General features: G+C 46.4%; 23 protein-coding genes. 14 read left to right on the top strand and 9 right to left on the bottom strand.

Annotation, left to right across the window (positions count from 1 at the left end; translation table 11 throughout):
• Positions 1-68 precede the first annotated feature (68 nt).
• Positions 69-893, bottom strand: a complete 825-nt coding sequence (map, locus tag ACZ45B_RS14295) for a type I methionyl aminopeptidase (protein ID WP_024546985.1) — start codon at positions 891-893, stop codon at positions 69-71.
• A gap of 115 nt (positions 894-1,008) precedes the next feature.
• On the opposite strand from map, the gene ACZ45B_RS14300 reads away from it, so the two are divergent.
• The 4 genes from ACZ45B_RS14300 to ACZ45B_RS14315 all read left to right on the top strand — a co-directional run bounded on the left by ACZ45B_RS14300 (position 1,009) and on the right by ACZ45B_RS14315 (position 5,391).
• Positions 1,009-1,194: a ribbon-helix-helix domain-containing protein gene (locus ACZ45B_RS14300; protein WP_038028014.1), complete on the top strand. Its 186-nt coding sequence runs from the start codon at positions 1,009-1,011 to the stop codon at positions 1,192-1,194.
• A gap of 1,182 nt (positions 1,195-2,376) precedes the next feature.
• A complete protein-coding gene (locus tag ACZ45B_RS14305; RefSeq protein ID WP_024546986.1) occupies positions 2,377-2,613 on the top strand; it encodes a type II toxin-antitoxin system prevent-host-death family antitoxin in 237 nt (78 codons plus the stop codon).
• Positions 2,600-2,977: a type II toxin-antitoxin system VapC family toxin gene (locus tag ACZ45B_RS14310; protein WP_024546987.1), complete on the top strand. Its 378-nt coding sequence runs from the start codon at positions 2,600-2,602 to the stop codon at positions 2,975-2,977. The genes ACZ45B_RS14305 and ACZ45B_RS14310 overlap by 14 nt, the downstream gene beginning before the upstream one ends.
• A gap of 200 nt (positions 2,978-3,177) precedes the next feature.
• Positions 3,178-5,391 (top strand): AAA family ATPase, encoded by a 2,214-nt coding sequence (locus ACZ45B_RS14315; protein ID WP_024546989.1) that lies wholly within the window; start codon positions 3,178-3,180, stop codon positions 5,389-5,391.
• A 770-nt stretch (positions 5,392-6,161) separates the two neighbouring features.
• Here ACZ45B_RS14315 and ACZ45B_RS14320 read toward each other — a convergent pair.
• Positions 6,162-9,806: a WD40 repeat domain-containing protein gene (locus tag ACZ45B_RS14320; protein ID WP_024546990.1), complete on the bottom strand. Its 3,645-nt coding sequence runs from the start codon at positions 9,804-9,806 to the stop codon at positions 6,162-6,164.
• Positions 9,807-10,008: 202 nt separating this feature from the next.
• Here ACZ45B_RS14320 and ACZ45B_RS14325 point away from each other — a divergent pair, with 202 nt between their 5' ends.
• A complete protein-coding gene (locus ACZ45B_RS14325; RefSeq protein ID WP_024546991.1) occupies positions 10,009-10,497 on the top strand; it encodes a hypothetical protein in 489 nt (162 codons plus the stop codon).
• 448 nt (positions 10,498-10,945) lie between these two features.
• Positions 10,946-11,221, top strand: a complete 276-nt coding sequence (locus ACZ45B_RS14330; RefSeq protein ID WP_024546992.1) for a hypothetical protein — start codon at positions 10,946-10,948, stop codon at positions 11,219-11,221.
• A 381-nt stretch (positions 11,222-11,602) separates the two neighbouring features.
• On the opposite strand, the gene ACZ45B_RS14335 is transcribed toward ACZ45B_RS14330, so the two are convergent.
• Positions 11,603-11,812, bottom strand: a complete 210-nt coding sequence (locus tag ACZ45B_RS14335; protein ID WP_024546993.1) for a hypothetical protein — start codon at positions 11,810-11,812, stop codon at positions 11,603-11,605.
• A 623-nt stretch (positions 11,813-12,435) separates the two neighbouring features.
• Here ACZ45B_RS14335 and ACZ45B_RS14340 point away from each other — a divergent pair.
• Both ACZ45B_RS14340 and ACZ45B_RS14345 read left to right on the top strand, forming a co-directional pair.
• Positions 12,436-12,786, top strand: coding sequence for a DUF4189 domain-containing protein (locus tag ACZ45B_RS14340; RefSeq protein WP_024546995.1), 351 nt, complete (start codon positions 12,436-12,438; stop codon positions 12,784-12,786).
• 217 nt (positions 12,787-13,003) lie between these two features.
• Positions 13,004-13,390, top strand: a complete 387-nt coding sequence (locus ACZ45B_RS14345; RefSeq protein WP_024546996.1) for a recombinase family protein — start codon at positions 13,004-13,006, stop codon at positions 13,388-13,390.
• Between the two features lie 567 nt (positions 13,391-13,957).
• Here the strand turns inward: ACZ45B_RS14345 and ACZ45B_RS14350 are convergent.
• The 5 genes from ACZ45B_RS14350 to ACZ45B_RS14370 form a co-directional block, all read right to left on the bottom strand.
• Positions 13,958-14,176: a hypothetical protein gene (locus ACZ45B_RS14350; protein ID WP_038028016.1), complete on the bottom strand. Its 219-nt coding sequence runs from the start codon at positions 14,174-14,176 to the stop codon at positions 13,958-13,960.
• A gap of 141 nt (positions 14,177-14,317) precedes the next feature.
• Complete coding sequence (locus ACZ45B_RS14355; RefSeq protein ID WP_464675037.1) at positions 14,318-14,806, bottom strand: hypothetical protein; 489 nt, start codon at positions 14,804-14,806, stop codon at positions 14,318-14,320.
• A 12-nt stretch (positions 14,807-14,818) separates the two neighbouring features.
• Positions 14,819-15,202 carry a hypothetical protein gene (locus ACZ45B_RS14360; protein WP_081699692.1) on the bottom strand — a complete coding sequence of 128 codons (384 nt, stop codon included), beginning with the start codon at positions 15,200-15,202 and terminating at the stop codon, positions 14,819-14,821.
• Between the two features lie 35 nt (positions 15,203-15,237).
• Entirely contained in the window at positions 15,238-16,224 is a 987-nt protein-coding gene (locus tag ACZ45B_RS14365) for a ParM/StbA family protein (protein ID WP_464675038.1), read from the bottom strand.
• Positions 16,225-16,573: 349 nt separating this feature from the next.
• The gene (locus tag ACZ45B_RS14370) at positions 16,574-16,819 is read right to left on the bottom strand and encodes a hypothetical protein (protein WP_024547185.1); all 246 of its coding nucleotides are present in this window, start codon (positions 16,817-16,819) and stop codon (positions 16,574-16,576) included.
• Between the two features lie 96 nt (positions 16,820-16,915).
• Between ACZ45B_RS14370 and ACZ45B_RS14375 the strand changes: the two genes are divergently transcribed.
• The 6 genes from ACZ45B_RS14375 (at position 16,916) to ACZ45B_RS14400 (ending at position 22,905) form a co-directional block, all read left to right on the top strand.
• Complete coding sequence (locus tag ACZ45B_RS14375; RefSeq protein ID WP_024547186.1) at positions 16,916-17,215, top strand: nucleotidyltransferase family protein; 300 nt, start codon at positions 16,916-16,918, stop codon at positions 17,213-17,215.
• A 59-nt stretch (positions 17,216-17,274) separates the two neighbouring features.
• Positions 17,275-17,553: a HepT-like ribonuclease domain-containing protein gene (locus ACZ45B_RS14380; protein WP_236612556.1), complete on the top strand. Its 279-nt coding sequence runs from the start codon at positions 17,275-17,277 to the stop codon at positions 17,551-17,553.
• Positions 17,554-17,660: 107 nt separating this feature from the next.
• Positions 17,661-17,969 carry a type II toxin-antitoxin system Phd/YefM family antitoxin gene (locus ACZ45B_RS14385; RefSeq protein WP_024547187.1) on the top strand — a complete coding sequence of 103 codons (309 nt, stop codon included), beginning with the start codon at positions 17,661-17,663 and terminating at the stop codon, positions 17,967-17,969.
• The gene (locus ACZ45B_RS14390) at positions 17,966-18,397 is read left to right on the top strand and encodes a type II toxin-antitoxin system VapC family toxin (protein ID WP_024547188.1); all 432 of its coding nucleotides are present in this window, start codon (positions 17,966-17,968) and stop codon (positions 18,395-18,397) included. The genes ACZ45B_RS14385 and ACZ45B_RS14390 overlap by 4 nt, the downstream gene beginning before the upstream one ends.
• A 397-nt stretch (positions 18,398-18,794) precedes the next feature.
• A complete protein-coding gene (locus ACZ45B_RS14395; protein WP_464675039.1) occupies positions 18,795-22,241 on the top strand; it encodes a plasmid replication protein, CyRepA1 family in 3,447 nt (1,148 codons plus the stop codon).
• A gap of 118 nt (positions 22,242-22,359) precedes the next feature.
• Positions 22,360-22,905, top strand: a complete 546-nt coding sequence (locus tag ACZ45B_RS14400; RefSeq protein WP_024547079.1) for a CAP domain-containing protein — start codon at positions 22,360-22,362, stop codon at positions 22,903-22,905.
• A 56-nt stretch (positions 22,906-22,961) separates the two neighbouring features.
• Here ACZ45B_RS14400 and ACZ45B_RS14405 read toward each other — a convergent pair whose 3' ends face one another.
• A complete protein-coding gene (locus ACZ45B_RS14405) occupies positions 22,962-23,417 on the bottom strand; it encodes a GFA family protein (RefSeq protein WP_024547078.1) in 456 nt (151 codons plus the stop codon).
• Between the last annotated feature and the right edge of the window lie 49 nt (positions 23,418-23,466).

Below are 23,466 nucleotides of genomic sequence, written 5' to 3' on the forward strand. Positions count from 1 at the left end.
GCGGTTTATTTTTAGAGCAATATTGTGCTTCTCTCTCAAGGAATAAATAAGGATTTGCGTCCCGAAATTTAAGGAAGAGTGAGAATTTCTACCCCTTCCTCAGTTACAGCAACGGTATGTTCAAACTGAGCAGAGAGTTTTTTGTCTTTCGTAATCGCAGTCCAACCATCCGCAAGAAATTTAAGCTCGTGAGTCCCTTCGTTTAGCATCGGTTCAACCGTAAAAACTATGCCTGGACGCAGTTTCAAGCCGCTACCTCGTTTGCCATAGTGAGGAATTTGCAGCTCTGTATGCATTTGTTTGCCTATGCCATGTCCAACCATATCTCGAACAACTGAGAACCCCTTCGCCTCGGCATAGGCTTGAATTGCAGCGCCAATATCACCAATTCTTGCCCCAGGCTTGATTTCAGCAATGCCTAGCATCATCGATTCTTGAGTGGCTTCAACTAGTTTTCGGGCTGTTGCGGATACATTACCCACCAGGAATGTTTTAGACGTGTCGCCATGATAACCGTCTAGCCGTGGTGTCACATCGATATTGATAATATCTCCATCTTTGAGAATCTGCTTTGGATTCGGAATTCCGTGACAAACCACCTCATTAACGCTGGTGCAAATTGAACTCGTAAAAGGGGAATGACCAGGGGGTGCATAGCCAAGGGTGGCACTGATTGCCCCATGGGCTTGCATCCAATGCGCTGCCTCATCGTTTAAAGCTTGTGTACTCACCCCAGGTTGCACCATTGATTCCAAATGCTTGAGGAGGTTCGCAGCAAGCTGTCCAACCCGCCGCATCTTGACCAATTCTCTACTCGAAAGCAAGACAAGGCCTTTAGGGCTCTGGGGTTGGACAAAATCTCCGGCGATTGAGAGCAAATTCTGACGGTTCATGGATAAAGCTTTGATTATTCGTGCTATGCCATGCTGTGCTAGCATGGCATAGCACAACACAGGCTAGGCTATTGCTGGTATCTTGGAAGCAAGAAAATCAGAAGTAAAGCTTAAAATGGGCGGTAAAACAGACTTGGAGCGAGTAGTTGCTTACGTTTCTCCAGAGTTAAAGCAAGAACTAGAGGAATGGGCACAGACAGATGAAAGATCTGTCTCTTGGCTAGTTGCAAAATTGATTGATAAGTCTTTGCAAGAACGGCGAAAACAGCGGAGTGCTTCGGAAGTAGTCAATATGCGCTGAAATTAGAGTTCTTGTAGAGTAGGCTGCTCTGACTGCAATGACATTGACCCAGCTCTCAAGCAGGCCGGGCCTGCTGATTCACAAAAAAAGCCACTTGAGAGCTAACATTCTTCAGCATCTATCGTCACATAATGTACTAGGCGTCTGATGGGCTATCGAACCCATCTGGACCGCTATGACGTCCAATGCTTACCCTAGAAGAAGCATTACTCGCTTATTCCCAAAACTGATTTTTCCAGTTGATGAAAAAGATTAGACAACTTCCAAAACTGATTTGGTTGCTCGATTACCCCTCAACATTGAAAAATTTGGTGCATTAAAGCCAATATTTGAACATCAGTGGGTAACCGAGATTTATAGCAGATCCATATCCCCTGAAAATATGGAGAATACAGAGGTATGGATCTCCGGTGAACTAATTACTCAGCTTGATATTGAGTCATTACCACTGGAGCCAGATCCACCACCAGAATCTGTGGAACCTGCATCACCCAAAAAACCTGTCTATACAATTAGGAAAAAATGAGCTTTTAGGATGATATTCGATGGCTCACCGGCACCATCAAAAAAGTATTGACTGGGACAAGAATACCAAAATATTTACTAGAACCGATGGAAACAGGTCATAACTGGTGGCGTAATAAAAATAATTTAATTCCTCATCATGGCTATTTACTATGACCAACCGTTGTCAGTAATTGTGAGAGGTTGATTGGTTTGAATGAGTTCTGTAATGAGCTGCTGTAAATCAAGAGGAAGTTGCTTTAAGATGATTTCCATTTTTTTGAATTGATAATTATTTTTTACAGAGTTTAGCGATATCAAACAGATAGGATGTGTCCCGATTCATAGATAGTTTGTGCGGTTTCTAGGATGTTTTGGCAACGGATCCAGTTATGGCTATTTTCAACGGCGCGTTTTTTGATGAGGTCTATATTTGTGTCCGGTGAGGTCTTCGAGTTGTTGCTGGATGCCGACGAGAGCCATTAGGCTGTAATGGGTTATTTGTTGGCAGAATTCTGTAATCGCTTGGGAAGATAGCTTAATTCGATTTTGGAATGATTTGAGAGTCTAGAGAATGATCATTTTTATTCAATGATTTCGTCATATTGTTCGGGGTTTACCGTCATTTAAAGATATGTACGTTATATTTAAAGATATGTACGTTAGGGGGAGATGATGATGAAAAGTGTTACACCAACGGAATTACGGGGCAATCTGTTTAATCTTTTGGATGAGGTTTTAAATACGGGTTTGCCTCTGGAAATTAATCGAGGAGGGAAGCGTTTAAGAATTGTGCTTGTGGAAAAGGTAGATAAGTTACAGAGCTTGGTACGTCGCCCTAGTGTCATTTTAGGTGATCCTGATGATTTGGTTTCCCTCAGCTGGGAGCAGGAGGTTAATCTTGATCTACCTTGATACGCATATTGTCGTTTGGTTGTATGGGGGGCTAACGGAAAAGTTTACAGATATAGCGATCGCCTTAATCAATGACCATGATCTCTATATTTCGCCGATGGTGCGCTTGGAGTTGCAATATTTGTATGAGATTGAGCGGGTTACGGTGGCGGCAGATGCAATTGTGATAGATCTGGGCGATCGCATAGGTTTAAAAATTTGTGATCGGGATTTTAATCGAGTGATTGGCTGTGGGTTGGGAATAGACTGGACTCGTGACCCGTTTGATCGGTTGATTGTGGCGCAGGCGATGATGGGGCAAAATATTTTGCTCACAAAAGATACAAAAATTCTCGGCAATTATGAAGGGTCACGGTGGGAATGAACAATATTCATTCTTTGCCTAAACTAACCGAATACGCCCAGTGAGCAACTCTCGCATCATGCCCTGTTTGATCTGGTGGGTTTTGTTAAGTTTTTCTTCTAGCATCGTAATTTCGTGATCCATATCGGTCAAAACTTCGGCGATCGCCCCTTAAACTTTATTGATCGCGATAATGAGATAGGATCACTTTTCCAAATTATATGGATCTATTCGATCACAGTGCCCAGCAACACCGTCAAACCCAAGCTCCCCTAGCGGATCGGATGCGCCCCAGAACTTTAGATGAGTATGTCGGGCAAGAACACATTATCGCGCCGGGTAGATTACTCAGACGGGCGATCGCCTTAGATCAGATTTCATCCTTGATTTTTTATGGTCCACCGGGGACAGGAAAAACAACGCTAGCAAGGATTATCGCTAACACCACCGAGTCTTATTTTGTCAGTTTAAATGCGGTGTTAGCTGGGATTAAGGATATCCGGGAGGCGATCGCCAAAGCCCAAGAACAGTACAAATATTTTCAAAAAAGTACGCTGTTATTTATTGATGAGGTACATCGGTTTAATAAAGCCCAGCAAGATGCGTTGTTACCATGGGTGGAAAATGGCACAGTAATTTTGATTGGTGCGACGACAGAAAATCCCTATTTTGAAGTCAATAAAGCCCTCGTTAGTCGCTCAAGAATTTTTCAGTTAACCTCTTTAGAATCCCACCATTTAGAACAGGTTTTAGCACAAACATTGGGGGATAAAGTGCGGGGTTATGGTGAACAAAAGGTCATCATTGTACCAGAGGCAAAAGCTCATTTAATTCAAGTCGCTAATGGTGATGCAAGAACTTTATTAAATGCCTTAGAACTCGCTGTTGAAACAACGGAACCACAACCCAATGGCGAAATTTTAATTACCTTGGTGATCGCCGAAGATTCGATCCAGCAGCGGGCGGTTTTATACGACAAAGAAGGAGATGCCCATTTCGATACGATTAGTGCCTTTATTAAAAGTGTGCGAGGTTCAGATCCAGATGCTGCCTTGTATTGGCTGGCGCGGATGCTCTATGCAGGGGAAGAACCAAGGTATATTTTTCGGCGATTACTGATTCTTGCCTGTGAAGATATTGGATTAGCTGATCCCCATGCGGTTACTATCGTCAATGCCTGTGCGGAAACCTTTGATCGTATTGGGATGCCGGAGGGTCGTTATCCCCTCGCCCAAGCGACTTTATACCTTGCTACTGCCCCCAAATCTAATAGTGTAATGGGCTTTTTTGATGCGATCGCCACCGTCCAAAAAGAGCAAATTTCTGATGTCCCAAACCACCTAAAAGATCCCAATCGCGACAAGGAAGAATTTGGTCATGGCGCAGATTATCAATATCCCCACGCTTATCGAGAACATTGGGTAGAGCAGCAATATTTACCAGATTTTTTACAGGGAAAACAATTTTATGATCCGTCGGAACAAGGCTATGAAAAACAAATCAAAGAACGAGTATTGCAGCGGCGTGAGGCACAAATTGCCGCATTTTCTGAAGGGTTAAATCATCATCGCTTGGAAGTTTTAACCTATGGCAAAACGGATGCAGCGACGGAACGATGGTTGCAACGGACACTCTCAGAAACAGGTCAACAACTCGGCGAGATTCGCGATCGCCTATTCTCTGATCTCACCATCCAACGGCATGATGTCATCCTTGATCTCAATGCTGGCAACGGTTTACTCACTTGGGAAGCCCTACGGCGATCGCCTGAAGGTGGCGTTTATAGTCTCGTATGGAGTCTTGATGAAGAAAATAATTTGGCAGCCCAAGCCGCCCGTCTCGATGAAGTGCAACGACCACAAATTATTCGTTGTGAACCCACTGATGTAACTGACCAATTAAACAGAATCGCCCCAGAGATCACCTTCGATAAAATCATTGGTCGTAACGTTTTTATGGGTGCAACAAATAAAGTGGCGATCGCCACCCAACTGAAATTACTCCTCACAGCGCAAACATCCCTGCGATTAGTAGAAGCGATTCCTTGTCTTGGGCAAAGACTCTACAAATTATTAGAACTTGAGGAATTGACCCCTCCACTCACCAAAAAGCTCATGGCTGCAGAAGAAGCGATTTATGACAATCCTGATGATGCCATGGTGAATTGGAATGCAACAACGTTAAAAACAATGTTTGCAAAATTAGATTTAGTCTGTGAATTGCAGCAGGAAAGCCAAACCACGCAAATTTATATCAGTCCACAATTGATCAAACGTTGGTTTACGCCAGCCAAAACCCGTCCTGCCTACATCGATCACCTCAGTACCCACCTTACAGCCCCAGAAATTCACCAAATCCAGCAACTATTTGAGCGGCAACTCCAAAACAAACAAGTCAATTGGCACAGCACACTGCTTTGGATTACGAAGAATTAGGGGTCAGCTTTTATATTACCTATCCACAACAGTACATAAAAACTTATTTTGGCTTCACTTTTGAGATTTGAAAAACATAGACCATTTCAAACCCTTGTAATGAATGCAATTACATACGATTAGTCATAACGTTCATTTCCATTCTCAATTCAAGCGATCGCCATGATGGTACTTTTTATTCCTTTTTCTGCTTTAAATTGTCTTGGGAAACTCTTTAAATTTCTCTGAATCTTTCCTGATTTCTATCAGACATCAGGCGATCACCCCAAAAGAAAAACAGCAACAGCACAAATAGTTGAAATTTACTATCTTTTTTAACAAGGGAAAATTAGCCTCAAAATATAGATATTTTTCCCCCATCAAAAAAATCTTCCAGAGGTACGTAATATGTGGGGGAATTTCCTCGATCTGATCAGTGAATGATGCTTTCCCCATGCATAGGATTTGCTATAGATTCCCCCTCTTTTGATCATTAATAAACCCCTGTTTTCTGTGAATTATTGAAAATTAGCGACTTCTATGGCATTTCCGCCGCCCCAGTGAGTGCGTAAGTTGTAGCAAATCCTCTGTATCGCAAAAATTAGTACAAAATTACTGTCTTTCTTTTTTGAATCTATTGATGAATTTATATAAATCAGTCGATGATGAGACATCGGGATCCAAAAATTCGATAACCGATTCGGGTAGGTTCTGAAAATTTCAGACGGCGATCACCACTGCCTAATCTTTCGTTAATAATCCATTCTTACGGGTTAGCGGCTCCTCGTCCTTTAACTGGAGGAGTCCTCGATCGCCCCTAAAGATTGCAGATTGGCGATCGCCCCTGGAGCTAACCCCCGCAGACCTGTGATTTGCATACCCGCATAGAGCCGTTCCGGTTGTAGGGTTTGTTGACACAGCCCAGTGGTAATGTCCCAAATTTTTAAGGTTTCATCGGCGCTACTGCTCACTAGTTGCAGATTGTTATCTATGCCATTTTCCATAAATTTAAGACCCAAAATCGTTTGGCTGTGACCCTGAAAACAGCGGTGATGGTCTGGTTTGACAACTGCCCACAGGTGAATGCACTGATCCTGCCCTCCCCCGGCTAACCATTGACCATCGGGACTAAAGCAAATACTCCGTACCCAAGAGGTTGCACCCCGGTAAGTTTGCAGATGTTGACCCGTGGTGAGATCCCAAGTGGTGACTTCCTGACCACAGGCGATCGCCAACAGCGCTTGTTGAGGATGGAACGCGACACTCCAGACCCAACCTTGAAACTGATCAAAAGTCCGCACACATTCCCCCGTGGCAACCGCCCAAATTTTTGCTGTCCCATCTTGGCTACCACTGGCTAACCATTGACCATCAGGGCTAAAGCATAAGGAACGCACCCAATCTTGATGGGCTGCCAAACGACGAACAACCTGCCCCCGCTCCACATCCCACAGACAAATCTGATAATCACTACTCCCACTTGCCAGCAGCGGCGCCGTCGGACTGAATTGGAGACCTAGGACTTGACCATGATGTCCCTTGAGAATTCGCAGGGTTTTGCCACTGGGATAATGGTGGAGGTGAATGGTATTGTCGCCGCTGCCACTGGCTAAAAGGGTTTGGGCAGGGTTGATCGTTAGACAAAGTACCCAACTTTGATGACTTGATAAAATGCGAGTTAACTTGCCGGAAATGGCTTCCCAAATCCCAATAGAACCATCCCCTAAACCTCCAGCAATGCACTGTTGGGGGAGTAATTCCAGCGACCAAACCCATTGGTTATAGCCGAACCAAGTGCGTTGTAAATGTCCCGTTTTGACCTGCCATAGGCGGATGGTGTAGTCGCTACTGGCGGAGAGCAGGGTTTGACCGTCGGGGCTGAAGGTCACGGTACGCACCCAGTTCATATGGGCTTGGAGTAAAGATTGTGGTGCACCGCTCTGGCTATCCCACAGGCGAATGGTAAAGTCACTGCTACTGCTGGCGATCGCCATGCCATCGGGACTAAATTTGACCGACAACACATGGGAAGAATGCCCCGTTAGGGTTTGGAGTAATTGACCGGTGGTGAGATCCCATAATTTCAGGCAATGATCACCGCTACCACTAATGAGGCGATCGCCCTGGGGATTGATATCAATGCTATAGATGACTGAGGTGTGACCTTCTAAGCTTGTACCGCTTGCCTCTGGGCTACTCCCCAAAGTTTGACGCAGATGACCCGTGCGCACATCCCAGCAAAAGATCTGTTGATTGCTGCCCGCCGTCGCCAGCATAGATCCATCGGGACTAAAACAAACCCCATAGGCATGGGAGCCATGACCCGCAAAGGTATGGAGCATTTCGCCCGTCGCTAAATCCCACAGTCGTACCGTGCCATCACCACTGGCGGAGGCTAAATAGGTTTCCGTCGGATCAAAGACAACTTGATGGAGTTGATCCCCATGACCTTGGAAAACCTTGGCTTTGGTGCCATCCTCCCGATACCACAGACTAATTTCCCGATCCCCCGTGGCAGCGGCAAAATAAGTTCCACTCGGACTACAGGCGATCGCCCAGACCCAGGCTTGGCAAGCACGCACTGCCCACATGAGCTGACCATCCTGCACCCGCCAGAGACGGAGATAACCATTAATTTCTCCCGTGGCAAAGTACTGACCGCAGGGACTAAAGGCAACGGCAAACACTGCACTAAAGGTCTGCGCTAACACAGAATGGCTGACATCACTGTAACGAAAGTCCGTTTGGGGCAAGGGAATTTTCGGTAAATAGCCCTGCCACACAGCCAAACCTGCACAGTTAATCCCCCGAAGATCCGCCTGCAAATGAACTAATAAATTGAGCAGATTACCCGCCCCATAGCTGGGTTGAGGTGCTTGCTGTCCTGTCAAAACTTTGGGTTCAACCTGTTGTTGGAGCTGGGCTAAGACCCCCTTGAGATGATTGGCGATCGCCCCTTGGCAACCAAAATGGGACTGGAGTTGCGCCACTAATGCCCCCACAATCAAGCGCTCCTGACTGACCCGAATCATCTCCTTCGCATTGGCAAACAAAATGGCATGGCAATGGAGCAAACCCCGGGTCGATGGCTCGTTCGGATCACCATTGAGTCCCCAATTGATTAAGGCGCAACAAAGCTGTTCCACCAAGCTTTCCGTCATATATTCCATCACCAAGGGCTGTTGGGTGTAGCGTTGACCTTGAATCTGGATGAGCGATCGCCAATGTAAACTCGCCAAGGCTTCCACCACCGCCCCCAAGGGCACAGGCGGCAAGAGATAACCCTGCAATTCCGCCAGAGTGACCCAATCCCGGGCGATCGCCAACCAATACATCAAAGTCTTTTCCAGGGGAGACAACCGTGCGAACTGCTGATCCAACAGGTGACGAATACCACCAAACAGCACCATCTCCTGCCCTAAAAATGCCGCCATATCCCCCGCAAACACATCCTGAATCACCGTGGCAATCATCTTAATCGCCAGGGGACTGCCCCCATACCTTGCCGCTAATTGCGCCAATTGTGTCGGTGTACCTGTTAAGCCCTTCGCCTGTAGAAGTGCCGGAATCGCTTGGTTTGCCCCTTGTAAATTGAGCGATCGCACTGGGTATAATTCCCCTTCCAGGGTGATAAATTCCAAAGACTTCTCACGACTGGTCAAGATCAAACAACTGCGGTGGGACACTTCCCCAAACAGACGAATTAATTCTCCATAATCCTCATAGCCCGGACGATAGCGCCCCGATTGCCCCGTATTTAAAATCGTTTCACCATTATCTAAAACCAACAAACAGCGGTGTTTTTGCAGATAGGGCAGGAGATTTGCCGTCGTTGCCATGGAGTCTTGCTGACGGGAAACCAGGCTAATCCATTCCCCTAAAATTTGCGTCAGGGTGGGGGCATTACGCAGCGATCGCCAAATCACAAACTCAAACCCATAGGCACAATCCACCGCCTCCACCACTTGATGTACAAAGGTCGTCACCAAAGACGTTTTACCAATACCGCCCATCCCAAAGATGCCAATACAACGGGCGGGCGCATCCCCTTGTAACCAGCGATGCAGTTGGTTTAATTCCTCGTCTCTGCCATAAAAGACTGAAACATCGGGCGCTTCCCCCCAGTTCACCGTCAGGTTTTGGGTCGGTGATGCCCCAGTTTGGGGACTCATAGCAGAGTCGGGATAGTCATAATCAGTCAGTTCTAGGACTAACTGAAACGCAGCAAAAAATAGCTCCAGACTTTGTTTATCAACGGCAATTTGACGACCAACAATTTTCGCGACGGTTTTCTCTGAAAGTTGGGTGTGTTCACTTAACTGCTCTAGTGTCCAGGCGGTTTTTCCCTGGGAGGTTTGTTGGGCAAGCTGCAATTTGGCAATCTGTAAGCGGCGATCACCACTGTCACTTAAAACAACACCCCGTTTACGTCCCATATCGCCCTAACTCTAAGATTCCGTTTGGTTGCTCCTTAAGTTGCTCTTGATCTTTCCCCTTAAGTTACTCCTTAAGTTTACTTATCTTCCCTGGAATTACAGCGAGGGAAAACGCAAACTAGAAGATATCCAAAAGAGGTCCAAAAGATATCAAACAGGATATTTACAAGACACTCAAACCCCATTTAATGGAGAGATAACAATGCTTCACCATCTTTCTCTTGCCACCCATCAACCTGCCCGAGTCGCAAAAGTCCTAGCTGAACTCATGCACGGACAATTTTTTGAATTTCCCATTCACCCAGGTGCTTATATTGCGATCGCCAATGATGCTCATGGTACAGCGATCGAAATTTTCCCTGCCGATGTCGTTTTGATCCCAGGGGATGAAGCAGTGGATGCGAGCAAACAGGTCGGCGATCGCTCCAATTTCACCCATGTCCATGCTGCCCTATCTGTGCCCATTAGCCTATCCACCATTCAGGAAATTGCTGCCCGGGAAGGCTGGATCTGTCGTTTCTGCGATCGCGGTCCCTTCGCGGTGATCGAATTTTGGCTCGAAAACACAGTTCTTCTAGAACTCCTCACCAGTGATATGTCAGATCGGTATCTGAACTTTATGGTAGGCGATGAATATGCGAAATTCTTAGCCCAAGTCCAAGCTGCCCCTGCGTTAACCCATGGGTCATAACCTATCAGCTGAAACGACATCAAGTATCAAGACTCGTCTCAATTACTGAGATCACGAATCCTGATCAAACACTCAACTGGGGGCGTTACGGCAATGTCCCTTTTTGCTTTTGTGCTTCTACTCTCAATAAATAAGCATTCCCTGAAGTGGACTGAGTGAGTCTTGCAGGCATTGAAGAGGGCAGTGAAATGGTGAATTTATAAGAAGCTAGAGGATGTGCAGAGGGATATTAGTGGATGGATTCAGGGATTATCTGTATCCGCAATTTATTGATTTGGTATAACGCTACACCGAAAATGGTAATACTCTGTAATGCAGAAAGAAAAAATTTGTTAAAACCTACGTCGATTTTTATATCGGCTGTTGTTCCAACACATAGATTCAGTGTGAGTTGTAGTAGGATAATCCTGCCTTACAGCGTTATAGAACGACTGTACCCACATAAACAATGCCAAAAGTTTTGCCGGCTGCATTTATTGAAGAGGCCCGCGATCTCATTGAGATTAAGAAGCTTGAGAAACAAAAGGCCACTGAGGAGCGGCGGCGGTATCAAGAACAATTTGAGGTTAATGACGAGGAGCCATTCAACCTTATCCAATTGGCCTTAGATCACAAGGTTTCTGTTCAAATGCGCTCGCTAGTCCATATGGCGAACCGTCAAAAAGACTTTCATCTGAGGACAGCTCACAAACTTAGCGACCAGATGCAAACCATTACGAGATAGTTTTGACGTGAGGATAGTTCAAGATTTTTTGATCGCAAGTAATCAAAGGGACGTCATAGCGTCAGGCGATCGCCACTAATATTCGGTCAGCTAGGTCTTTATGAAATTCTCCAGGGAGGTTGGCACTGTGGATAGCATCGAGGGGCATAAGAAGTTCAATAGTTGTACCAGGTTGTTGTTGGGCTAGTTTAAACCATTGGTTAATGGGTAAGGGGAGCTGTAGTTTATTCAGGTTCTGTTTGGTAGCAATTTCCCAGACTGAAATACTGGAAATAAGAATACTGTTACTGTTTTCAGCTTCAGTGATGATGCTTTGGGCTGGGGTAGATAATTAGTCAGGATCATGGAGTAACCATAGCCATGTATGAGTATCTAGGAGAATCATTCTGCTAATGCCTCCCAGAGTTCGGGCATGGGATCGTCAAAGTTTTCGCTAATGGTGATGGGTAAACCGCGTAGGGGATAGGTTTTCGGCGCAGTAATTGAGGCAGTAGTATCCTGTTGGATGGCATTTAAAAGGGTTTGGACGAGCTGCCATTTATCTTGGGTTGATAATTTCAAGATTTGGGATTGGATATCTTGTAGAGTCATGGCGATCGCCTTCTCAGTTAGGTTAACAAATCTATTTTAGAAAACAAGATCACCCATCATCCTTAACGTGCAGCTTCCTTCGAGCTTGGTCGGCAATCGTTCTAATCCCATCTTTGGCGGCTTGTATGCGTTCCTTCAGATTCTCTCGCAGTTTCAGACGATTTTGCTCTTGCTCTAACTGCCTTAACTTTTCATCAAGCTGTTTTCGCTTGACTTGCAATTGCAATTTGGCGATCACCTAAAACTCCTCTGATAATAACTTCTGCCGTAAAACTTCCAAACGCTCCAATTCATCCGACGTAAAAGTTAGTTTATCTGTATTGAAAAAATCTTATTTGAGCGGAAAATTTAGTGTGTCTTGCTTAAATCGCAACTTTAAGACAAAGAGTGCCGCACTTTATTAGACATAGTCTAGCTCTCCCGAAGTATATCTTCAATCACATTAGACTACCGTGAAATTTTATCCATTGCTACAATTCGTCATTATCTCTTTATTGCTACCAGTCCAATATTTTCAAGTACATCATTTATACTTGGAGTTAAAAGTCAAGGTCGCTTCAATGTTTCTCTCAAGATTTCTCACACACTGGACATCTCATTTCATTTTCCTTGGGATTTTTCCTTTGCTCTCTTCTGGCCCTGTATTAGCACAAAATTATTTTGGTGCTATTTCTTACTCTCCAAAGACAGGCACCTATGGGTACTCCTATGATTATTCCAATCAACAAGCTGCCATTAATATTGCCCAAAACCAATGTAATCAAAGATCTAATGGGACAGGTGATTGTGAAAGTCTTGTTTGGTTTAGCAATGCTTGTGGTTCACTAGCGGTTGCTTCTAATGGTAGCTATGGTTCTGGTTGGGGTGAAAACCCAGATCTCGCAGAATACTATGCAATTGATACCTGTTCTGATTATGGTGGCTATGACTGCGCAGTTCTTGAAACAGTTTGTACGAGTGGCACTTCTTTCTAAACTTTTATCTATCGCAGACCCCTCTAATCTAAATTGAAATCCATTACTCAACTCGTTTACTAGAAAATACTTTTGCAAGGAAAAACAGATCTAGTAATTCACCTTCCACTGCTCTTTGTCTAAATGCCTGACACTAGGCTTCGATTCTCTTTTTCTGTTCAGCCAAGGAGAGTATTATCAGGCTGACTTTTAGAAGAAACTCACACACATCCTAAAAGTGAAACTGCTAGGATATATCAGGGTTTCCAGTGAATCGCAGGCAAAAAACACCTCCTTAGCAGAGCAGCAGAAAAAGATTGAGGCTTATTGCTACGCCTTCGGACACGAACTTATCGGCATTTTTAAGGAGGTTGGTTTAGGTAAGCAGACTGGCGATCGCCCCCAATTCCAAGCGGCCTTAGATATGGTTCGGGATGAGGCGGATGGAATTATCGCGGCTAAATTAGACAGACTAGCCAGAAATACCCGTGATGTTCTGACACTGGTAGACGATGTTCTACAACCTGCCAAAAAAGCATTAATCTTTTTATACTACAGGGCCACAGGGCTACATGATCCTCACTATGATGCCTGCTGTCGCCAAACTAGAGAGAGACATTATTAACGAATCCAGGGGGGTAGACGCGCCAAAGCTGAAAAGGGCGGTTATGCCTATGGGTCACCTGCGTTCGGGTTTGAATCAGTCGATGGGGAGCGGGATATCTCAATGCTGAAGGTATCCCCACAAAACGAGGTAAGGCATGGTCAGCAATGCAAGTTAAGCGGATTTGCGATCGCCTCAAATCTCAGAAAGCAGCGGCATAGTTAATCAAAGATTCCGCCTCAGGGATGGGGCAGTTTTGGTTCTGAAAACAATTGTTTCCATTCTCAATTCAAGCGATCGCCATGATGGTACTTTTTATTCCTTTTTTTGCCTTAAATTGTCTTGGGGGCTTCTTTAAATTTCTCTGAATCTTTCCTGATTTCTATCAGACATCAGGCGATCACCCCAAAAGAAAAACAGCAACAGCACAAATAGTTGAAATTTACTATCTTTTTTGACAAGGGAAAATCAGCCTCAGAATATAGAATATTTTTCCCCCATCAAAAAAAATCTCCAGAGGTGCGTCAGGTGTGGGGAAATTTTCTCTTAATCACCAGCAGGTAATCGATAACAGATGCTTGGTTATTTCTATTTATGTGGTGGGAACTCGGTGCAAGTATGCTGGCTTTTCAATGGTTGTTTGCTCTCTGTTTGTTGGATTTTCTCAATAAGCTCTAATAATTCGCTGATTATTGCCAATAGAATTATTTTCGCCTGCTGGGACTTTAGCAAAGCACCACCAAATTCCCAGTAAAAAACCAACACTAAGCCATCAGAATCATTTACAAACAAGCGTACTGATTTCATTTGCTTCCTTTGCTAGTTTTTTTGCTGTCCCATATTTGAAGTTGCCACAAAAAAGACCCCGTAGTGGGGGTCATGAATGAATGAGCCATGCTCAGAATTTACCAAGGGAAGTTGATTCTTCCCTGAGGAGACTATTCATTGTCAGGCGGGGAGCTCTCCAATAGCGGTGGCTGATTCCTCTGGCTGTATGGAGATATCGGAAACATCTAAAGTTTCGTCTCCATACAGGGCGGCATCAAATCTCCGCTGAAATTCCTCGGAACACCCAATCTCATTGATCCGTTTCCAGAAGGAGTCGATGATATATCGACGTATGGCAGCCTGTTGTTCCTTGATGATGCCTGGGGTCTCTTCTATGACCTGGTCGGCATAGGTCGTTGATTCTCGTTTTAGGAAATCCGTAACTTTAGGCTCTAGCACTACAGATTCAATGGATTGATGGGTGACCAAGGAGATCGCTTGTTTGTAGGTTTTATTCTCCTGACGCACAAAATGCCAGACCTGCTCCAGCAAGGCTGTCTGTTCTGGCGTAAATACCTCTGTGTTGGGGTCAATTGCTAAAGCCCGTAATACTTCATTAAGCTTTGCCATCGATGTTTTGTACTGGCTGATGATGTCTTGTTTATTCATTGGTCAATTGCCTCAAAAGGTGTCCTTCGCGGATAGGTTGAAATTGAAATGGAGTTCAGCATTGGCCTCATCTTCATCCCCATCGAGTTCTTCAAATCGTGCCAATGTCCGTGGCTCTGTTGCTGAAGCTAAATCTGACGATGGTTTAGCAAGGCTATTCACCAGAGCAGTCAGTTGGTTGATTTCCTGGGATAGTCGCCGGATTGATAGTTCCGCCTGACACTGAATCTGTTCTGCCGTCGCGCCCTGCTTCTGTAACAGCCGGGGATAGTGCAAAATCAAGAGGGCGTCTGCCAGTTCTTTTTGCAGGCTCTGGCCCTCGCTCTGTTTTAGGTCTTCTAGGATCTGCCGCAGGGGACTATTTGCTTCACTGCGAAAAAAGTGTTGTTTGCTCATTTTTTTCATTGTTCTTATTCCTATTGCTCCTATTCCTATAGGCTGTGTAAAAGTCCGTAACCATCCACCAAACGATGGGCCATCACCCGGTCTTTGATGCCTGATTTCACCAGTCCCCGCACCAGATGATTGGCCCAACTCACCTTTCCTGATAGATGACTGGTAATTTCCTGCTTCAGGAGGAGTGCTGCCCCGCCACCACACACCACATAGTCCACAGGTTGTTGTTCTGCCAGAAAGTCCTGGACTTGTTGCCAGTAGAGGGGAAGGCATACTTCCATGGCCTGGTGCACTGCTCTATCGTGATGCTTACCTGTGAAAATCATTTCGGCCAGGGTAATTTCATCTTTATGGCCTGTGCGACGCTGCATTTCTTGGACGAGCCAACGAAAGCCGAGGTTATTGGTCACTGATTCCGCCACTAGGGGAGAACCTTTATCGGTCACTAGCCATGAGGCATTGCGATGGCCAATCACCAACACTGCCACCCGTCCTGACCGGGGATTAATTTTGCTTGGTAATCCCTGGAGAAAGAGTCCTGCCCCCTCTGGACAGATGGTGATTTCATTGATGTCTAATGAGAGTAATCGCCCACAGTATTCAAACCGCTCCTGGGCTGCCATGAGACTCTCTTCTAGGTAGTCTTTTGTGACATATTCATCCAAGGGCAATAGAATCCCCAGGTCTATGGTTGGTGATTCCTGAAGCTGGGTTTGGATATGGGATAGGACTCCCAGAATTTTGTACAGGGCCTTGATGTATTTCAGGTCATTGTTGCGCACCGCAGAACCCTGAAACTTCTTAGCAGCAGCACCCAGGAGATAGCAGGCATCGCCATGGGATACCCAAGCATTCTCCACATGGGTATACCCCATCATCCACCCAGAGGATCTCGGGTAGTCTGGAGGCACTGCTGCGCAATAGGGGGACATCACAAAACATTGGCTAGAAGCATTCTCTAGGCAATAGGCCACCTTCGTGGCACTACTACCGGGGTCAATCACAATTTTGAGTTTGGACATAATTTTTTCCTCCTACTGATGAAGAGGAAATGCCCCAGAAAGAACGGATAAAACACGGATAAAAGCCCGCATTTTGTTACACAACTTCACTAAAGGTGTTTTAAGTCGTCCGATATTCGACGGTTTTTTGTTTCGGCTCAGCCCTTTTCATAAAAAAATGGCGGACACCGATTCAAGTTTGAAAGGTAAGTTTGTATTACTGTTAGGGCTGGTGTTTGATTTATGGCTCTCTGTTGGCGGTTTGGTGTTGCTTTGCTAAAACCCCGGGGAATAAAAAATCCTGACATTGGCGATAACAGTCGGATTCATCGGACTTGTTGAGAAAATCCACCAGACAGAGGGCAAGTAATCACTGGAGGGTTAGCACAGTCTCATCAGGTCTCCACTCAACCATCACACAATGCTCATCAGCCACTGCCGCTGAGTTACGGGTCATGAAGAGGCAATTTCCCCACACCTTATACACCTCTGGAGGTTTTTTCTGGCGGGGCACAATCTCCATAGTCGGCAGCACATTTCCTCTGGTCGGAATTTTGAAAGGATTTTTGAGATGTTGAAACTTTTTAGCGTGACTCTGACAAAAATGGGCAGCCACGATTATGGCCCTAATCCAAAGTCGGAGATTCGATGCTTAGCCTTACAATGACAGCAAGGATGGTACCAAATTTAAAATTTTGGCACTGAAATAGATATGCAACAACTAAATCGAGATTGGGTACTACAACAACTCGCTTTACATCGCCCTGAGTTGGAGCAAATGGGGGTGACATCACTCCGACTCTTTGGCTCTGTAGCCAGAAATGAGGCCACCGAGGGCAGTGATTTAGATTTTTTGGTGGAGTTTGAAAATATACCTTCCCTCTTTGAATTACTCGCAGTGCGTTATTTTCTGGAAGACTTATTCGGCTGCAAGGTAGATCTGGGTATGGAGCAGTCTTTGCGAGAGCACCTGCGAGAACCCGTTTTAGAGGACGTCATCCGTGCCTTCTAAGACTTCACGGGATTGGCAACTCAGAATCCAGGATATTTATTCTCCGAGCAGCCCAAGACATCACTGATTTTACAGCGGGGCTTACCTTTGAGGAATTTGAGGATGATAAAATGCTGGTGCAGTCGGTTTTATATAACTTCGTTATCATTGGCAAAGCAACGGCCAACATCCCAGAAGAGATTAAGCAACAGCACCCCGAAATTCCTTGGCGGATCATGACAGGCATGCGCAATGTAATGGCCCATGAGTATTTCCAGATCAATCTAGGGGTGGTTTGGCAGACATTGAAACGTAGTTTGCCCCCTGTCGTTGTTCAGCTAGAAAATTTACAAAGTTAATGCCATTTTTCAAAGGCGATCGCCCGTTTTAAAGCCCCTCATCCATGGCTGCCTGCTCATTTTACTGATGGGTTATTATCTAACTAGATATAGTCAGGTCAAATAGAATGACTTCCTTTGCAGTTCCTTCTGGCGACGCGACGCCCCAAAGTTTAGAGCATCTTCAGGCCTGGAAATTAGAGGATGCTAAAGCCCGATTTAGTGAAGTAGTACGTCTGGCACGGGATGCTGAGCCACAACTGGTCACAGTACGAGGAAAGAATGCGGTTGTCGTCATCGCAGCGGATCAGTTTGCTCAACTTTTACCACTCATGAAGCAACCCAATATCCATGAGCTGCTCTCCCAATCCCCTTTCAGTGATCTGGACTTTGAGCAGTCAGGTGTCCGGAGTCCTGTTAGAAAAGTAGCGCTATGAAGGGCTGGTTACTAGATACAAACGTTATCTCAGAACTGCGGAAACAAAATTGTCACCCAGCGGTAAAGACTTGGAGCGATCGCCAGGTTCCCCAATCGTTCTATCTCAGCACCGTGACGATGGCAGAAATTCGCTTTGGGATAGAGCGAGTAGAGGATGAGCTTTTCCGTCAAGAGTTAATCCAGTGGCTAGAACATACCTTACGCCCTTGGTTTGGCGATCGCCTATTGCCTGTAGATGAGGATGTAATTTTAGAGTGGCGCTGGATGGCCGAGGGGGGACGAAAGCAAAATTACACATTTAGCCAGCCGGATCTATTCATTGCGGCGATCGCCTCAGTCCATGACCTATGTGTTGTGACTCGCAATGTGGAAGATTTCGAAAAGGCAGAAGTGGCGGTATTCAACCCGTTTCTATCTACCGAGTAAAGCTACTTACAAAAAGGTGACCAGTAGGCGATCGCCTATCGCTATCCAAATTCGATGTGCTGATCCAGAAAATTTATTGTAATGTGGCTGTTAACCCACAACTATCAACTTTCGATGAGATCAAAAGATCATGCTAAAGCTGCCTAGGCAGCAAAAAACCCCTCAATCATCCATTGCTTGCCGGCGCGGAGAGATTCAGAAGGGTTTTTTGACTGTTATTCATTTGCCCCATCGCTGGGGTCTTCCGCTCGAATACTCGATAAGCGGGGGGTTAAAGAGCCCATTAGTATCTGGAACTAATAACCCGGGGGTATCTGTATGCTAACCCCAAAGCTGACATTTGGCGATCCCTTTGGCCAAAAAATTTCTGTAAATCGTCTTGGGATGGGGGTGAGCCATGGCTAACTTCACCCTCCTCAAGGGCGATTGCCCCATCTGTAGCGGCATCCGCAATGGCAAGCGCAAAGCCGATTGTAAGCAATCTGGGGAATTGATCCATTGCTTCAGTCACAACGATCCACCCCCTGGATTTCGCTTTGTCGGTCAATCGACCATTGGTCAGTCTCTGTATGCCCCAGAACGGGAAAAAGGACTAGATCCAGAACAACACCGCGCTGAATTGGCAAAACTCCGGGCCGAGCACCAGGCCCAAGCAGCGGCACGACGGGAGCAACTGCCCACCATTTCAGAGCGTCACCAGGACATTCTTGGGTATCCAGCCCAATTAACCCCGGCCCAAAATGAGGATTTATTGCGGCGGGGACTGTACCGACAGGAAATTGACTTTGCTCTCGCCCAACACTGGCTCTTTGGCTGTCAGGGCGGCTATGGCATCACAGCAGTGGATGCTGTCACGGGGATGTTTTGCGGTGCCCAGCGAGCCTTAGATGACCGCTCCCAGCGTAAATATGACTGGGCACTGTTTGCGGGACGTAACCAGCTCAAGGAAACAGGCGAAAATCCCTTATTCGTTTGGAAGTCTCCAGACTTTGACCCAAGCCAACCCTACGAACTCAAATTCTGTGAGGGCGCTCTCAAATCCCTAATCCGGGCCTTCCTGGAATGGCGGCATAGTCCCCAGGTGATCCTCGTTGGGGCTGCGGGTGGCATTTTTGGGGAGCAGTCTGTCCAAAGGTTGTTAGGAGTCTATGACAATGTTTGGCGTTTTACCCTCCTTCCTGACGCCGATAGCCAGAATCTCAGGAAGAAAAATCTCTATGCGGGTTATGGCAAGTTAGCGAAGGCCATTCCTGCCATCAAATTTGCCGATTGGGGCCAGTGGCAGGATAAGTCCCAAGGCGATTGTGACGAGGGTCTGCGGGATTATGTACGCAGATCACCTAACGCCTGGTTACAACCCTTCAAGCTGGCTGAGGCAGCAGAAAAAACCCTCCAGATTAACCAACGGTTTGCCATTACCCCAACAGTCACCATCAACGATGGGGCGCAATATCTCCCCGATGATGTGATTCCCCTGCCCACAGAAGCCCGGGTGGTCGGTCTGGAGGTGCCGAAAAATTGTGGCAAGTCCTACCAACAGGGCCGGCACATCGAGAAATTGCGTCGTCTTGGCTATTACCCCATCCAAATGTCTCACCGTCGCGGTTTGGCGGCGGAGAAGGCGAAGGAATGGCAGATGACCTACATCGAGGCGGATAGTCCTTTGCCCCTAGAAATGCCCAGCAATGGCCTCAGTGTGGTGGTGGATTCGGTGCTCAAGCTCCGGCACTACGATTTCTCTGGTCAGAAGGTAGTGCTGTTCTGGGATGAGATTGAACAAATCCTGGAGCACATCTGCCACAGCACCACCGCTATCCGGGAACGTCGCGCCTCGGTGATGGCCTATATCGGCGAACTCATGGGCATCGCCCACCAGGTGATCCTCGCTGATGCTGACCTAAAAACCATCGCCGTGGACTGGGCTGTTTCCCTGACGCAATCTCGACCGTCGGAAGTTTGTCTCATCCGCAAGCAATACCGTCACAACCGGAAAGCGATTATTTGCTCTGATACCACCGATGCCTTGGTTTATGCGGCCCAGCAGCTCCAAGAAAATAATCCCACCTACATCGCCGTGGCAGGTCAGAAGGCCAATAGTCGCTTTGGCAGTCAATCTTTGGAGCAGTATCTCTCTGGTCAGAGTCTCTCAACGATTCGCATTGATAGTGATACCAACCGTGACCCTTCTCATCCGGCCTACAAAATCACCAAGAACATTGAGGTACTCAATCACTACCAATTGGCGATCGCCACGGCGGTAATTGGCACTGGGGTCAATATCAAGGGCAACCACTTTAAATCTGTGGTCGGTATTGCGGCTGGTCATGAATCCGTTGAATCCTTCCTCCAAAAATTGGGGAGAGTCAGGAATGATGGCGATCGCCTCGTGGCGATCAGCAGCACCGCCAACAGTCTCTCCCAACGCTATGGGGGCCACACCAATGTGCAGGAGTTATTGCTCGATGATTTCAAGCATGGCCAGCTCCTTCGTAAGCACCTCAAATCCTTTGGTGATTGGGGCGATAACTGGCTCTTTAACCCCTGGCTCAAAGCCTTTGCCGAGCGCATTTGTCTCAACAATGAGCTGGGTAAGGACTACAGAGCCTCCGTCATCGCCCAGCTCCACAAGGAGGGTTACCAGGTCATTGAGCAATCTTTCTGTGACAAGGGCCAGCGCAAGAAGATTCGCAAGCTCCTCGATGGTGGTTGCCACCAGAAGGTGCAGCAATACATCGCCGACATTCTTGCCAGTAAACCCAAGCTCGGAGAGGATTTAAAGGCTTCCAAAGCTACCTTTGACCAAACCTACCCCGATAAATGTGCCGAGGTTCACGGCGACCTACTCACCCTCTATGGAGATGATTCCGAGGCGATCGCCCAGGCCCATCTCACCCAGCGCAACTTCTACCGCAAGCTGCAGCTCCACTTCTGGCTCCAACAGCACCAGGAAGCTGTTAAACAGCGCGATGAACGCAAGCTTCAATTCTTCCGGGAGAGCAATGAAGGCAGGTTATTCCAGAATGATGTGAATCAAATAACTTTTTCTGTCACCGTAGCGGCGATGCGGAAGCTTGGGTTAGCCGATATCCTCAACCGGGGTTACATAAGCAGTGATTGCCCCCACATCGAGCGGATTAAGCAGATTCTCAATGACGATGACCAGCGTCAGGACTTTTCCCGCCAGCTTCGGCTCGGTCTGGATGACTGCCCCCGTAAATCCCCTGTGGCGATCTCAGTCTTCCTCCTGAAGAATCTCCTTGGTCTTGATGTCACCAGAGATGCCGAGGGTAAAGCCGTCCGCCAAAAACTAAATGGTATGTTGGTCACCCCTATCGACTTCGGCGATATTGACCGGGAAGCCATCTTCCAATTCTGGGAAGAAACCACCATCCTCGAAGACCTGGAGGAGGACGCCGCACTCGTCAAAGCGGATCATTTTTGGAAAACCAATAATTTATCTATAGAGAAAAATGATCCGGTTCCTGAAACAACCACACAACAAGGGTTACAGCCAGCGGATCATTTTTTCCCCAGTTCAAGATCCAGCTCCCCAGACCCTGAAAATGAGCGGCAAAATCCAGCGGTTTTAGCGGCTAATGACGACTCTCCCCCAGCCCAAATACCTGATTACCCTGTTTCACCTATTCCGTGGGACATTCTCAGGCCCATCCAGGATGCAATGACGGCTTTAGTGAAGGGCGATCGCCGACCTTTATGGAAGCTGGTGGTGAAATTCCATTACCCGATGATTCAGCGGGCAGCCCAGCAGTTGGATGCGATGCCGGGAGGTTCAGGATTTATGGCCTGTTTGCTCTCCCGGTGGATGGCCTCTACTGTCCATTAATTCTGGCTTAGTATCTAAAAATCCATGTGTTTTCGCTTTATCCCACATATTTTTCTCAATGTTTAGAAGAAAAAGACACCGAAAGACTCACCGTTGGTCTAAGTCTCATCAATCTTTGATGACTGCCATCTTGATTGGAAGCGCGATCGCCGTTAGTAGTAGAGATTTTTTCTATTTCAGCAATGGTTCTGGCGGAGAGGATTGGTTGATTGGAAAACCGTTAATCAGCTTATTTGACGCCCATCAACCCCGCTCTCTAGTAGAAAGTCGAGCATTGGCTCTGGAATTGGTGAATCGCGATCGCCAACTCAACAATCTTTCTCCCCTAACCGAAGATCCACTACTATCCGAAGCAGCCCAGAAACACGCTGAAGATATGTTGGCAAGGCAATACTATGATCACATTACGCCAGAAGGAAAAACCCCAACGGATCGTTTTGCGGACTTAGGCGGTCAACAAGGTGTTGGTGAAAATATTCTAGAAATTTCGGGTTCGATTGGCGCTACTTTAAATTATCGTCTGATTGAAGAGTCTCAGAAAGGTTGGATGTATAGCCCAGGTCATCGAGAGAACTTATTGACTCCCGACTATCAACGCTTTGGCTATGGTGTCGTCACAAATCCAATTACAGGCCAAGTGTACGCCGTACAAAACTTTTACTAAAGGAGTGCATATCTTCAATAAAAAGCGATATCGCCATTAACTTTTGGTGATTTTCACTATCTGCTACTGTTAGCGTATGCCTGGATTAACTCCGGGTACTCTTCTGGCAGCGGGAGCTTTTTAAAACTACGCTTTGCACCTGTCGCAACCCACTCTAGCTTCTCATCTGTATAGGTTTCCATAAATGGCTTGTAATTTTGAGGGTGATCTAGCATCGTCGAGCGGACATTGACAAAATCATCTAGACCTTCAGGTCGTGTGAATAGCCAACTCATGCAATGTCCACAGAAATAATGGCGTGTTTTCCCATGCAGTCCACCAATAACAGGTGAACCAGATATGACCGAAAAAGCATTATTCGGAAATAATGCACTGAGGCTAAATGCACTTGCAGTCATTTTCTGACACCCCGTACAATGACAAGCCATAGTGATTAGTGGCTCTGATGTAACTTCAAATTTCACCTGGCCACAACGGCACTGACCTTTTACTGGATGAACTACGGTATTCATAATAATTTTTCTCCAAATTTTCTTGAATTAAAAATCGTCTTGAATTGTA

The sequence above is a fragment of the Picosynechococcus sp. NKBG15041c genome (genome assembly GCF_055380235.1).

Coding starts and splice junctions, on each gene's coding strand:
- ACZ45B_RS14335 (WP_024546993.1), bottom strand. CDS start 11,812: ATGACTCTACAAGATATCCAATCCCAAATCTTGAAATTATCAACCCAA.
- ACZ45B_RS14375 (WP_024547186.1), top strand. CDS start 16,916: ATGCAACAACTAAATCGAGATTGGGTACTACAACAACTCGCTTTACAT.
- ACZ45B_RS14385 (WP_024547187.1), top strand. CDS start 17,661: ATGACTTCCTTTGCAGTTCCTTCTGGCGACGCGACGCCCCAAAGTTTA.
- ACZ45B_RS14405 (WP_024547078.1), bottom strand. CDS start 23,417: ATGAATACCGTAGTTCATCCAGTAAAAGGTCAGTGCCGTTGTGGCCAG.
- ACZ45B_RS14395 (WP_464675039.1), top strand. CDS start 18,795: ATGGCTAACTTCACCCTCCTCAAGGGCGATTGCCCCATCTGTAGCGGC.
- ACZ45B_RS14365 (WP_464675038.1), bottom strand. CDS start 16,224: ATGTCCAAACTCAAAATTGTGATTGACCCCGGTAGTAGTGCCACGAAG.
- ACZ45B_RS14305 (WP_024546986.1), top strand. CDS start 2,377: ATGAAAAGTGTTACACCAACGGAATTACGGGGCAATCTGTTTAATCTT.
- ACZ45B_RS14400 (WP_024547079.1), top strand. CDS start 22,360: ATGACTGCCATCTTGATTGGAAGCGCGATCGCCGTTAGTAGTAGAGAT.
- ACZ45B_RS14350 (WP_038028016.1), bottom strand. CDS start 14,176: ATGAAATCAGTACGCTTGTTTGTAAATGATTCTGATGGCTTAGTGTTG.
- ACZ45B_RS14325 (WP_024546991.1), top strand. CDS start 10,009: ATGCTTCACCATCTTTCTCTTGCCACCCATCAACCTGCCCGAGTCGCA.
- map (WP_024546985.1), bottom strand. CDS start 893: ATGAACCGTCAGAATTTGCTCTCAATCGCCGGAGATTTTGTCCAACCC.
- ACZ45B_RS14355 (WP_464675037.1), bottom strand. CDS start 14,806: ATGAATAAACAAGACATCATCAGCCAGTACAAAACATCGATGGCAAAG.
- ACZ45B_RS14330 (WP_024546992.1), top strand. CDS start 10,946: ATGCCAAAAGTTTTGCCGGCTGCATTTATTGAAGAGGCCCGCGATCTC.
- ACZ45B_RS14360 (WP_081699692.1), bottom strand. CDS start 15,202: ATGAGCAAACAACACTTTTTTCGCAGTGAAGCAAATAGTCCCCTGCGG.
- ACZ45B_RS14300 (WP_038028014.1), top strand. CDS start 1,009: ATGGGCGGTAAAACAGACTTGGAGCGAGTAGTTGCTTACGTTTCTCCA.
- ACZ45B_RS14315 (WP_024546989.1), top strand. CDS start 3,178: ATGGATCTATTCGATCACAGTGCCCAGCAACACCGTCAAACCCAAGCT.
- ACZ45B_RS14320 (WP_024546990.1), bottom strand. CDS start 9,806: ATGGGACGTAAACGGGGTGTTGTTTTAAGTGACAGTGGTGATCGCCGC.
- ACZ45B_RS14390 (WP_024547188.1), top strand. CDS start 17,966: ATGAAGGGCTGGTTACTAGATACAAACGTTATCTCAGAACTGCGGAAA.